Raw genomic sequence first — 12,918 nt, 5'->3', positions numbered from 1 at the left:
TGCCCCGCGCCGGGTCCCTCGGCCGTCGCACCGAACCGCACACCAGGAGGAACGCAGTTGACACAACGGACCATGGCCCGCCGGAAGATCATGAACACTTCCGTCGAGCTCACCGAACTGGGCTTCGGGGCCTCCGTGATAGGCAACCTCTACCGCGTCACCCCTCCTCACGACGCACAGGCCGCGATCGAGGCGGCCTGGGAGTCCGGCATCCGGTACTTCGACACGGCGCCGCACTACGGGCTCGGCCTGTCCGAGCGACGTCTGGGAGCCGTCCTGCGGGACCGTCCGCGCGACGCGTACGTCGTCTCCTCCAAGGTCGGCCGCCTGCTCGTCCCCAACGAGCGGCCGCACGGGCTCGACAGCGAAGGTTTCGTGGTGCCGGACGACCTTCGCAGGCAGTGGGACTTCAGCCGTGACGGAGTGCTCCGCTCCATCGAGGCGACCTTGGAACGCACTGGCCTGGACCGCCTGGACGTCGTCTACCTGCACGACCCCGACGACCACTGGAGGCAGGCCGCCGACGAGGCCATGCCGGCCCTGGCGGAGCTGCGTGATCAGGGAGTGGTCGGCGCGATCGGCGCAGGAATGAACCAGTCGGCCATGCTCGCCCGCTTCCTGCGCGAGACCCCGGCCGACGTGGTGATGCTCGCGGGTCGCTACACCCTCCTCGACCAGTCCGCCCTCGACGACGTCCTGCCCGCCGCGCGGGCACTCGGCAAGAGCGTGGTGGCCGTCGGTGTGTTCAACTCGGGACTGCTCTCCCGCGACCGGCCGGCGCAGGGCATGACGTACGACTACCGGGAAGCTCCCCCGGCCGTCGTCGCCCGCGCCCTGGCGATCGCCGAGGTCTGCGCGGCGCACGGAACGACGTTGCCCGCTGCAGCGGTCGCGTTCCCGTACAGCCATCCCAGTATCATCAACGTCACCCTCGGCATGCGGACGGCGGAACAGGTCGGACGGAACGTGGATCTCCACCGTCAGCACATCCCCGAGGCTCTCTGGGAGGATCTCCGCGCCCGGGAACTCATCAGGTCGGACGTGCCCGTCACGAACAGGACCGGAAGGAGTGCGCGGTGTCTCTGACGGACAAGGCGATCACGCAGATCCGGGAGCTGATCCGCAGCGGAGCGCTGCCACCGGGCTCGAAGCTCCCCCCGGAGCCGGAGCTGGCCGCCCAGCTCGGCCTCTCCCGCAATCTCGCCCGGGAGGCCGTGAAGGCGTTGGCCGTCGCCCGGATCCTGGAGGTCCGACGGGGCGACGGCACCTACGTGACCAGCCTCCAGCCGAGCCTGCTCCTCGAGGGGCTCGGCGGCGCGGTGGAGCTGCTGCAGGGCGATTCCGCCGCGGTGCAGGATCTCATCGAGGTACGGCGACTCCTGGAACCGGTCGCCACGTCTCTGGCCGCAACCCGGATCTCCGACGAGCAGCTGGCCGAGGTAGAGCGGCACCTGGAGGCCATGCGCGAAGCGCATGACGACGTGGAACTGCTCAACGCCCACGACGCCGCGTTCCACCGTGCCGTCATCGCGGCCACGGGCAACGAGACCCTGCTCACCCTCCTGGAGGGCATCTCCGGGCGCACGCTGCGCGCCCGCACCTGGCGCGGTCTGGTCGACGCCCAGGCCTCGGACCGGACCATCGCCGAGCACGAGGCGATCTTCCGAGCGCTGTCGATCCGCGACGCCTCCCTCAGCCAGGCCGCCGCGTTGATGCACGTCAGCAACACCGCGCTGTGGCTGAGCGAGCACTTGCATTCGGGAGAAGCCCTCCCGTGGGCGTGAAAGCCCGGGCACGGAGCAGTCGAGCGAAGCGCTTCGGGGTTCTCGGCCGCCGTCGGCGCAGGTGGTCGCGGTAGGGCTGACCCATCGCACGTCATGCCACCTCGGCGATGCGGGCTTGGCAGGTGCGTTCTCTTGTGCTTCGTGACTCAACATCTCGAAGCCAACTCTCCGTCGTGCGCGACATCTTGACGTCGTCTCGAACTCTGGCCATATTGATGGGCGTTGCAGCGCGATGGCGGTGTCCATTTCAACCCTGCGCGCACCCTTCCGAGGCCAAAATTGTTAGCGTTAACATTATTGGCCGCGATCTTCCTTCCCCACCCTGCGAAGGAGTTCCACCCATGTCCATGCGATCGTGGCTGCGCCGCATCCGGCGGGCGCTGCCGGCTGCGGGGACGACAGCCGTGCTGGTCGCCGGCCTACTCGTCGGCGGGGCCACCGCCTCCCAGGCCGCCACCCAGGGCCCGTGCGACATCTACGCCGCAGGCGGAACGCCGTGCGTCGCGGCGCACAGCACCACCCGTGCGCTGTTCGCCTCCTACAGCGGGCCGCTGTACCAGGTGCAGCGGACCTCGGACGGCAGGTTGCAGGACATCGGGATGCTCGCCGCCGGAGGCGTCGCCGACGCCGGGGCGCAGGACTCCTTCTGTGCGGGTACCGCCTGCACCATCACCCGGGTCTACGACCAGACAGGCGGCGGCAACACCTTGGTCTACCAAGGACCCGGCGGGACCGGCGGCGCCGACTCGGCGGCCGTTGCGAACACGGAGGCGCTGAGCGTGGGCGGCCGGAAGGCGTACGCGCTCTACATCAACCCCGGCAACAGCTACTTCGCCTACAACCCCGCCGGGGGCGTGCCCACGGGCAGCTCGCCCGAGGGCGAGTACATGGTCACCAGCGGCACCCACGTCAACGGCGGCTGCTGCTTCGACTACGGCAACACGGAGATCGACCACAAGGCCGACGGCAACGGCGCCATGGACGCGATCAACTTCGGCACGGAGTGCTGGTTCGGCGGTTGCAGCGGGACCGGGCCGTGGGTGCAGGCGGATCTGGAGAACGGCCTGTTCTCCGGCGGCAGCAAGACGTGGAACACCGCCCAGGTCTCGCAGACCAGCCGCTTCGTCACCGCGATGCTCAAGAACGACGGCACCGCCCGGATGGCGCTCAAGGGCGCCGACGCCCGCTCCGGTGGCCTGACCCAGCTCTACAGTGGCACGCTGCCCGGCGGGTGGAGCCCGATGCACAAGCAGGGTGCCGTCATCCTCGGCAGCGGCGGCGACTGCTGCCAGACCAACCGCAACGCGAGCGCCGGCACCTTCTACGAGGGCGCGATGGTCAAGGGCTACCCTTCCGACGCCACCGACGCCGCAGTCCAGGCCAACATTGCCGCAGCCGGCTACAGCACCGACACCACGAACCCCTTCGTCCCGGGCGCGAAGGTGTCGCTGCAGGCCACCACCTCCTGCTGCACCGGCGACTACCTGCGGCACGACACGGGCGACGACAGGGTCGTGATCGCGCCGGTGACCTCCGGCAGTTCCGCCGTCGACAAGGGCAACGCCACCTGGATCGTCCGCGCCGGCCTGGCCGACAGCAGCTGTGTCTCCTTCGAGTCCGCCGACACGCCCGGCCGCTACCTCAGGCACTACGCCTTCCAGCTCCACCTCCAGGCCGATGCCGGCACAGGCCAGTTCGCCGCCGACGCCACCTTCTGTGCGAAGCCGGGAAACAGCGGCACGGGCTACTCCCTGCAGTCCTTCAACTTCCCGGCCAAGTACATCCGCCACTACCGCCTCGTCGGCTACATCGCCGGCAACGGCGGCACCAACGCCTGGGACAACCCGTCGTCGTGGGCCCAGGACACCAGCTGGCTCGCCGCCGCCCCCTGGAGCTGACGAACAGTCCGTGCCGAGTCGGTGCCGAATTCGGCCGAAGCCGAACCGCACTCGGACGCGTCGGCGGAGCCCGCACCGTCCGCACAGCAGGACGCCGGGAGGTCCGCGGACGCCCACCCCACCCCCACCCTGTGAAGGAGTCCTTCATGGTCAAACCGTCGATCCGTAGGCTCGGGCGAGCTCTCCTCGCAACGGGCGCGACCGCCGCACTCGCCGTCGGCCTGCTCACCGCCACGGCCGCGACCTCGCAGGCGGCCACCCAGGGGCCCTGCGACATCTACGCCGCCGGCGCCACCCCCTGCGTCGCCGCGCACAGCACCACCCGGGCCCTGTACGGGACGTACAACGGCTCGCTCTACCAGGTCAAGCGCGCCTCCGACGGCGCGACGAGGGACATCGGCCTGCTGAGCGCCGGCGGATACGCCAACGCCGCCGCGCAGGACGACTTCTGTGCCGGCACCAGCTGCGTCATCACCGTCATCTACGACCAGTCCGGCAAGGGCAACCACCTCACCCAGGCGCCCGCCGGCGGCGCGGCCGGCGGGCCGGACAACCTCGCCAACGCCTTCGAGGCGCCGGTCACCGTGGCCGGCCACAAGGCGTACGGCGTCTACGTGGCCCCGGGCACCGGCTACCGGAACAACAACACCAACGGCATCGCCACCGGCGACCAGCCCGAGGGCATGTACGCCATCTTCGACGGCACGCACTTCAACGACGGCTGCTGCTTCGACTACGGCAACGCCGAGACCAACAGCCTGGACACCGGCAACGGCCACATGGAGGCCCTCTACTTCGGCAACAACAAGGCCTGGGGTTCGGGCAGCGGCAACGGCCCCTGGGTGATGGCCGACCTGGAGAACGGCCTGTTCTCCGGGGTCAACCGCGGGTTCAACGCGGGCGACCCCAGCGTCAACAGCCGGTTCCTGACCGCCATGCTCAAGGGCGGCCCGAACCAGTGGGCCCTCCGCGGCGGCGACACCCGGTCGGGCGGCCTGTCCACCTTCTACAACGGCGTGCGCCCCAATGCCACGGGTTACAACCCGATGCACAAGGAAGGCGCGATCATCCTCGGCATCGGCGGCGACAACAGCAAGTGGGCCCAAGGCACCTTCTACGAAGGAGTCATGACCTCGGGCTACCCCACGGACGCCACCGAGAACGCCGTCCAGGCCAACATCACCGCCGCCGGCTACAACAGCGGCTCGACCAGCACCGGCACGCTGACCCCCGGCTCCCGCATCTCCCTCCGGGCCACCACCGCGCCCTGCTGCACCTCGCACTACCTCCGCCACGACGACGCCGACACCAAGGTCGTCATCTCCGCCACCAACTCCTCCAGCTCGGCCACCGACAAGGCCGACGCCACCTGGATCGTCCGGGCCGGCCTGGCCCACAGCTCCTGTGTGTCCTTCGAGTCCGCCAACAGCCCCGGCCAGTTCCTGCGCCACTACAACTACCAGCTCTACTTGAACACCGACAACGGCGGCGGCGCGTTCGCCCAGGACGCCACCTTCTGCCCCACCGCGGGCAACAGCGGGACCGGCACCTCCTTCCGGTCCGTCAACTTCCCGACGAAGTACCTCCGCCACTACAACTACACGGCCTACATCGCCAGTAACGGCGGCTCCAACAGCTGGGACAGCACCACCAGTTGGGCCGCCGACACCAGCTGGCTGGTCGACCAGCCCTGGGGCTGAGCCACCGGCCCACCATTCCCTTCACCCAGGCGCGCCACCGCTGCTCCAGCGGTGGCGCGCCCGCGCCGGGGACGTCAGCGCAGCACGGGCGCGACGGCGGCTCCCTCCCGTACGAAGACGGGAATGCGCCCCAGCGGGGCGTCGGCGTCGAGCGTCGTACCGCCTTCGGACACCTGTCCGGTCACCGGGTCGAGCCAGCGGGCACCGGTCGGCAGGTACACCTGGCGGGTGCGCGCGCCTGCCCGGTACACGGGTGCCACCAGGATGTCGGGGCCGAGCAGGAACTGATCGTCGATGTCCCAGGCGTGCCAGTCCTCGGGGAAGTCGAAGAACAGCGGGCGCATGGGCGGGGCGCCGGTGCGGTGGGCCTCCTCGGACAGCGCGTGCAGATAGGGGCGCAGCCGCTCGCGCAGCAGCAGGTGGTCCTGGAGGATGCCGTACGCCTGCTCGCCGTAGGACCAGACCTCGTTCGGCCCGCCGGTCATATCCGTGGAGAAGGCCGGGTGATTGGGCGCGCGGTCGCCGTGCAGCCGCATGACGGGGCTGAAGGTGCCGTACTGGAACCAGCGGATCAGCAGTTCCCGGTACGCGGGGTCGTCGGGGTGGCCGCCGAAGAAGCCGCCGATGTCGGTGTTCCACCACGGGATGCCGCTCATCGCGACGTTCAGCCCGGCCCTGATCTGGCGCGCGAGGGAGTCGAAGGTGGTCGGGATGTCGCCGGACCACAGCAGGGCCCCGTGAGCCTGGCTGCCCGCCCACGCGGAGCGGATCAGCGACAGCGGCCGGTCCTCCCCCGCCGCGCGCAGGCCGTCGGCCACCGCGCGGGCGTGCTCCAGCGGGTAGAGGTTCGCGGCCTCGGCGGCCGGCCCGGCGGCGTAGACGGCGCGCGCGGCGAGGTCCGGGGGAAGGTCGGGCTCACAGGCGTCCAGCCAGAAGCAGGCCACACCGTGGACACGGTAGTTGTCGTTCAGCCGCTGCCACAGGGCGGCGCGTGCCGCGGGGCTGGTGGCGTCGTAATACGCCATCGGGCGGATCAGCGCATCGCCGCTGTATCGGGACGGCCACGGGAAGGTGAGCAGGCCGCCGGCCTCGTCCTGGACGAGGTGTCCGGCCGAGCGAAGCTCGTCGTAGGTGTCGCTGCCGGGTTCGACGGTGGGCCACACCGAGACGGCGAGCTTCACCCCGAGTCCCTCCAACTCCTCCACCATGGCGGTCGGATCGGGCCACTCGCTCTCCTCGAAGCGCCAGTCGCCCATCCGGGGCCAGTGGAAGAAGTCGCAGACGATGACGGAAAGCGGCAGTCCACGCTTCTTGTACTCCCGTGCCACGGTCAGGAGTTCGTCCTGGGTGCGGTAGCGCAGCTTCGACTGCCAGAAGCCGGACGCCCACTCGGGGAGGAGCGGCGGCCGCCCGGTGGCCAGGGTGTAGGCGTCCAGGATCTGGGCCGGGGTGTCGCCGGCGGTGATCCAGTAGTCGATGCGCCCGCCGCCGTCGGCGGTCCACCGGGTGATGTCGGCGCCCAGTTCGACCCGCCCGGTGGCGGGGTTGTTCCACAGCAGCCCGTAGCCGCGTGAGGAGTGCAGAAAGGGAATGGCCGCGACGGTGTTGGCCTGGACCAGGTCGACCGCACAGCCCTTCTGGTCCAGGCGCCCGTGCGGGTGCTGCCCGAGGCCGTGCAGCCGTTCACCGTCGTACGCCTCGAAGGACTGTTCCGTCCGGCCGCCCGCCCCGTGGAGCCGAGAGCCGGCCTGGTGCGCGTACAGGCTCTTCTCGGACAGGAGTTCGCGTCCCGAGCCGGCCCGGCAGAACCTCAGTCGGCCGTCCGCAGAGGCCTCGACCACGATGCGGCCGTTGACCAGACGGGCGCATCCGTCGTCCGAAACGGACAGTTCGGCTCGGGGAGAGGGCGAGGGGGTCGCCAGCGCGCCAGGGGCGGCGGGGTCGACGGTCCCGGACGAGGCCCTGACCCGCACGGCATGCGCTCCCCAAGGCTCGATGCGGAGGACCTCTTCGGCGGTGTGGCGCTCGAGACCGCCCGCGCGGATGCCGTAGGACAAGACAACTCCCCTGTTCTTCTCGATTTCCGCAACAGGAGCACCGACCCGGATCCACAGCTGTCCGTCCCGTCCACCCGCAGCCGGGCGTTGGAGTCGGCGAGCATCCGGCGGCAGAACGCGAGGCGGCCCTGTCCGTAGCCGAGCGGGGTGGACTCCACGACCAGGAGCAGGGGGGCGGGTAGGGCTGGTGGAGCGCCGCTCGGCGCGGCAGGGCCGGGGCTGAAGTCGCTTCTGCTGCAGTGTAACCAGCCGCCGGGTCACTGTCCGGTCCGATGTGGCCGCCGAAGGCCGTCAAGACCGGTTCGGCGGCGGGGCCGCCCCAGAACACCCGCTCGTGGTCGATCCGTCCGGCGGTCCAGGCCTGCCGTGTGCCACCAGGTCGAATGAGGGTGTTGCCGGGCCACAGGTCAGAGTGGACCGGCTTCGGTTCAGCGACCTCGGCGAGGGCCTGGCCACCTTCGGCCACCGTCGGGCGCCACTGGGGACATGCTCCCCGGGATGTTGAGGATTGACAAGGGCGGGTGATACGGGACATGAGTCGCACTCATCTGCATTGGCATGCGCATCCCACTACAACAGGGCACGCACAATAGCCGTTCTACCTGCAACTTCTCAGCCTCGACCTGACGGATCCTCATGTCGACGGTGTTTCGGTGATGAAAAATAGGGATGTCTATCGTCTTGACATGGGACTCATCGGGCTTGATAAATGCAACTCATAAGCCACCGGGGCTTGGAGGAGGGACACCACAGATGAGACCCCGACGGATCGGTGCGGTGACGGTCAAGGCGATGGCAGCGGCAGCCGTCGCCCTCGCCGCCACGCTGCCCGCCCAACCCGCCTACGCGGCCGCGACGAACTTCTACGTCGACCCCGTCAACGGCAACGACAGCAACTCCGGTACCAGCACCGCCTCCGCGTTCAGGACCGTCCAGGCCGCGCAGAACGCGGTCCGGGCGATCAACGCGAACATGGCCGACGACATCGTCGTGAACCTGCGCGGGGGCACCTACACCCTCACCGGTCCGATCGCCTTCGGTACCACCGACTCGGGCACCAACGGCCACACGGTCGTCTACCAGGCGTACAACGGTGAGACGCCCGTGATCAGCGGCGGCAAGTCGATCACCGGCTGGACCGCGGCCGCCAACGGCGAGTACAAGGCGTCCATCGGCACCACCAACTTCCGGCAGCTGTACGTCAACGGGGTCCGCGCCACCCGGGCCCGCTACCCCGACGCCGGCACCGACTTCAACCTGCAGGGCAGCGACAAGACCAACAAGCTGCTGAAGGTGCTCGCCTCGCAGACCTCGAACTGGGGCAATCTGAACCAGGTCGAGATGATGCTGGAGACCCAGTGGGGCGAGAGCTACCTTCGGCTGAAGTCGATCAGCACCTCCGGCAGCACCGCCAACATCTCGATCCAGGACCACGAGGCCGGCATCCTCTTCCAGCGCCCGTGGCCGCAGCTCGCCGACGGCTCGCCGTTCCACTTCGAGAACGCCCACGAGTTCCTCAACGAGCCGGGCGAGTTCTACGTCGACACGGCCGCGCAGACCGTCTACTACAAGCCCCGCCCGGGCGAGGACATGTCCACGGCCGCCGCGCAGGCGCCGACCGTCCAGACGCTCTTCGACGTCAAGGGCATCAGCCTCAACAGCCCCGCCCACGACTTGCGGTTCTCCGGGATCACCTTCGCCCGGACCACCTGGATGGAGCCGACCAACAACGGCTACCTCAACGGCCAGGGCGGCAACTACAACATCTCGGCCGACAACAACAACAATCAGTACGTCGGTCGTCCGCCGGCCGGTGTCCAGGCCGCCTACGCCGATCGTGTCTCCTTCACCAACAACACCTTCACGCAGATGGGCTCCACCGCCCTCGACCTGTCCCACGGCGTCCACGACAGCAGCGCCATCGGCAACTACCTCTACGACATCGCCGGCAACGGCATCATGGTCGGCAAGTTCTCCGACCCGACCGTGGAGTACCACACCGTCTACAACCCGCCCACCACGCCGGCCGGTGAGGACGCCCGCGAGGTGGTCAAGAACGTCGCCGTCAAGAACAACCTGATCACCCGGACCGGTCAGGACTACCTCGGAACGGCGGGCGTCAACGCGGGCTTCGTCAACGGCACCGCCATCGACCACAACGACATCTCCGACACTCCGTGGGCCGGCATCTCGCTCGGCTGGGGCTGGCAGTCGGCGGCCAACGCCGAAGGCAACAACAGCGTCAGCTACAACCGGATCGGCAACGTGATGAACCGGCTGTGCGACTCCGCCGCCATCTACCACCTCTCGAACGACCCGGGCACGGTCTTCAACGGCAACTACATCCACGACGTGGTGCGAGGCCCGGCCGCCTGCGGCTCGGCCGTGGCCGGCCTCTACACGGACGAGGGGTCGGACAACATGACCCTCTCGAACAACGTCCTGTCGCACACCGACGGATTCATCAACCAGAACCGCAACGGCTCCAACGTCACGCTCACCAACAACACCACGTCCGGCGACACGGTCATCAAGGCCTCCGGCCTCGAGTCCGCGTACCAGTGGATGACCGCCCGGCCCAACCTCGCCTACAACAAGCCGGCGTCCTCATCGTCGGTCTACGGCACCGGTACGGAGCCCTCGAAGGCCGTCGACAACAACGGCGCGACCGGCTGGTCCCCGACCGGCAGCGACACCTCGGCCTGGTGGCAGGTCGACCTGGGCCAGTCCTACCAGCTCGGCCAGTTTGCACTGACCACCCGTCAGGACCTTGACCAGTCCGAGACCCGCGGCAACTTCGAGGTCCGGGGCTCCAACGACCCGAACTTCGGCAGCTACACCGTCCTGGGACGCCAGACGAGCACCCTGCCGCTCGCCTCGACGCTCACCGGCGACATCGACGTCCGTCAGGCCTTCCGCTACGTGCGGGTCGCCAAGACGGACGGCGCGTACTTCTACATCACCGACTTCAGCGTCCAGCAGACCGGCGGCGCGCAGGCGGCCTCGACCGGCACCCCGAACACCAACCCGTCGACGTACTACACGATCAAGAACGTGAACAGCGGGCAGGCGATGGACGTTTACGGCGGGTCGACCGCGGACGGCACGAGCATCGTCCAGTGGCCGAGCAGCGGCGGCGCCAACCAGCAGTGGAACATCGTTCCGGTCAGCGGCCAGCTCTTCAAGATCGTGAGCCGGAACAGCGGCAAGGTCCTCGACATGAACTTCTCCAGCCACTGGAGGGGGACCGCGGTCCTGCAGTACAGCTACAACGGTGGCAACAACCAGCTGTGGTACTTCGAGCAGACCAGTGGTGGCTACCTCATCCGCAACTACGAGAGCCGGCAGGCCCTGGAGGTGAGCGGCGCGTCGACCGCGAACGCAGCCGTCATCGACCAGTGGATGCCCCTGAACCAGTCCCACCAGGCCTGGACCATCCAGTAACCAGGGTGACAACCCCCTGAGCCGCAGACCGTGAGGCCGGAAACTGCTGCTTTCCGGCCTCACCGTTCAGCTGCTGCGACACGGAGAAGAGGAAACCTGCATGCGCACGTTACGGGTACTGATCGCGCTCGTCACCGCCGTTCTCGGGGTGACGGCGACCGGCGTGACCCCCGCCTCCGCTGCCACCGATACGCCCCTACGGGTCATGCCGCTGGGCGACTCGATCACCTGGGGTTTGGGGAGCAGCGCGGGCAACGGCTACCGCGGCGCGCTGTGGGACGCGCTCGCGGCTGACGGCCATCCGGTGGACTTCGTCGGCTCGGTGCGGGGCGGTTCGATGTCCGACGCCGACAACGAGGGCCACTCCGGCTACCGCATCGATCAGATCGCCGCACTCGCCGACGCTTCGCTGACCCGCTACCGGCCCAACGTCGTGACGCTGGAGATCGGCACCAACGACCTCAGCGGGAACTACCAGCCGTCCACCGCCGCCGACCGGCTGAAGTCACTGGTCGACCAGATCACCGCCGACGTCCCCGACGCGACCGTCGTCGTGGCCTCCCTGGTGGTGTCCACCAACAGCACGGAGGAGCAGTACCGGGCCGCGTACAACCAGGCCATCCCCCAGATCGTGAGCGATGCACGGGCAGCCGGCAAGCACGTCGCGTACGTCGACATGAGCAGCCTCACCTCGGCCGACCTGGCGGACTCCGTGCACCCCAACGACGCGGGCTACCGGAAGATGGCCGACGTCTTCCATCGCGGTATCCAGGCCGCGGACAGCGCCGGGTGGCTGAGGAACCCGGCCCCTGCCGCCGCACTCGTGCGGTCGGGCCTCGCCGGGAAGTGCATGGACGTCGACGGCGCCGGCACCGCCGACGGGACCGCCGTCCAGACCTGGGGCTGCGGCGGCAGCGCCAACCAGCTGTGGTCCGCCTATACCGACGGCACCCTTCGCTCGATGGGCAAGTGCCTCGACGCCGCGGGCTGGGGCACGGCCAACGGCACCAAGGTGCAGCTCTGGGCCTGCACCGGCGGTGCCAACCAGGTCTGGCAGCCCTACAACGGCGGCTACCGCAACCCGCTCTCCGGCCGGTGCCTGGACGTTCCGGGCGCCTCCACGGCCGACGGGACGCAGCTCCAGTTGTGGGACTGCAACGGCGGCTCCAACCAGCGCTGGACCGCCCTGACCGCCGGATGACGCCCGTTCCCACGAGCTGACCCTTCCAGGGCGTCCTGAAACGCACAGCGGCCCCGCGCGACCGTCCGCCGAAAGCGGTGGGTGCCGGGGCCGCCGGTTCGGTCGGCGACCCGGAGCGGACGCGTCACTGCCCGGACAGTCCGAGGGCCGAGTCTGCCTCGCCGAGGGTGCCGCGGAGCCACTGTTCGACGCCGGCGATGTGCACGGTGGCCCAGGCGTGGGCCAGGTCCGGGCGGCGGCCGGCGATGGCGTCGAGGATGGCGCGGTGCTGCTGGCGGGTGCGCTCCACCGCACCCTCCTCGGTCAGTCCGCGCCAGACCCGGGCCCGCCGGGTCGGGCCGTACAGGCCGTCGATGAGCGAGGACAGCACGGTGTTGCCGGACCCGGCCGCGATCCTGCGGTGGAACTCCAGGTCGTTGTCGATCAGTTGCTCGAGCGACGCGTCCCCGCTCAGACCCGAGAGCAGTTCCTCGAGGGCGGCGACCTCCTCGTCGGACATCCGGCCGGCGGCCATCGCGGTGGCGGCGGGCTCCAGGACGCGGCGGACCTCCAGGAACTCCAGGACCTTGTCGTCCCGGTGGAAGTCGACGATGAACCCCAGCGTGTCCAGCAGGACGTCGGGTTCCAGGCTGGTCACGTAGGTGCCGTCACCCTGGCGGACGTCGAGGACCCGGATGACCGAGAGCGCCTTGACGGCCTCCCGCAGGGAGTTGCGCGAGAGGCCGAGCCGCTCTGCGAGGTCGGCCTCCTTCGGGAGCCTTTCACCGGGCCGCAGTTCGCCGCTCACGATCATGGCCTTGATCTTCTCGATCGCTTCGTCGGTGACTGGCACGG

The 12,918-nt window shown here is 69.3% G+C and carries 8 protein-coding genes; 6 read left to right on the top strand and 2 right to left on the bottom strand.

Annotated elements, in window-relative coordinates; translation table 11 throughout:
* The first annotated feature begins 72 nt into the window (after positions 1 to 72).
* The 4 genes from FB465_RS31800 (at position 73) to FB465_RS31785 (ending at position 5,382) form a co-directional block, all read left to right on the top strand.
* The gene (locus FB465_RS31800) at positions 73 to 1,086 is read left to right on the top strand and encodes an aldo/keto reductase (RefSeq protein WP_145797708.1); all 1,014 of its coding nucleotides are present in this window, start codon (positions 73 to 75) and stop codon (positions 1,084 to 1,086) included.
* Positions 1,077 to 1,784 (top strand): FadR/GntR family transcriptional regulator, encoded by a 708-nt coding sequence (locus tag FB465_RS31795; RefSeq protein ID WP_145796143.1) that lies wholly within the window; start codon positions 1,077 to 1,079, stop codon positions 1,782 to 1,784. The genes FB465_RS31800 and FB465_RS31795 overlap by 10 nt, the downstream gene beginning before the upstream one ends.
* A gap of 341 nt (positions 1,785 to 2,125) precedes the next feature.
* Positions 2,126 to 3,682 (top strand): alpha-L-arabinofuranosidase B, encoded by a 1,557-nt coding sequence (locus FB465_RS31790; protein WP_170290731.1) that lies wholly within the window; start codon positions 2,126 to 2,128, stop codon positions 3,680 to 3,682.
* Positions 3,683 to 3,828: 146 nt separating this feature from the next.
* The gene (locus tag FB465_RS31785; RefSeq protein ID WP_145796142.1) at positions 3,829 to 5,382 is read left to right on the top strand and encodes an alpha-L-arabinofuranosidase B; all 1,554 of its coding nucleotides are present in this window, start codon (positions 3,829 to 3,831) and stop codon (positions 5,380 to 5,382) included.
* Between the two features lie 74 nt (positions 5,383 to 5,456).
* Here FB465_RS31785 and FB465_RS31780 read toward each other — a convergent pair whose 3' ends face one another.
* Positions 5,457 to 7,439 (bottom strand): glycoside hydrolase family 31 protein, encoded by a 1,983-nt coding sequence (locus FB465_RS31780; protein ID WP_145796140.1) that lies wholly within the window; start codon positions 7,437 to 7,439, stop codon positions 5,457 to 5,459.
* Between the two features lie 753 nt (positions 7,440 to 8,192).
* Between FB465_RS31780 and FB465_RS31775 the strand changes: the two genes are divergently transcribed.
* Together FB465_RS31775 and FB465_RS31770 are read left to right on the top strand one after the other, a co-directional pair.
* Positions 8,193 to 10,883, top strand: coding sequence for an RICIN domain-containing protein (locus FB465_RS31775; protein ID WP_145796138.1), 2,691 nt, complete (start codon positions 8,193 to 8,195; stop codon positions 10,881 to 10,883).
* Between the two features lie 100 nt (positions 10,884 to 10,983).
* Positions 10,984 to 12,084: an SGNH/GDSL hydrolase family protein gene (locus FB465_RS31770; RefSeq protein WP_145796136.1), complete on the top strand. Its 1,101-nt coding sequence runs from the start codon at positions 10,984 to 10,986 to the stop codon at positions 12,082 to 12,084.
* Positions 12,085 to 12,208: 124 nt separating this feature from the next.
* Here FB465_RS31770 and FB465_RS31765 read toward each other — a convergent pair whose 3' ends face one another.
* On the bottom strand, positions 12,209 to 12,916 hold the full coding sequence (locus tag FB465_RS31765) for a FadR/GntR family transcriptional regulator (RefSeq protein WP_145796134.1): 708 nt from the start codon (positions 12,914 to 12,916) through the stop codon (positions 12,209 to 12,211).
* Positions 12,917 to 12,918 lie beyond the last annotated feature (2 nt).

It is taken from the genome of Kitasatospora atroaurantiaca, assembly GCF_007828955.1.
GTDB classification, from domain to species: domain Bacteria; phylum Actinomycetota; class Actinomycetes; order Streptomycetales; family Streptomycetaceae; genus Kitasatospora; species Kitasatospora atroaurantiaca.
This window is presented reverse-complemented; position numbering and strand designations above follow the sequence as displayed.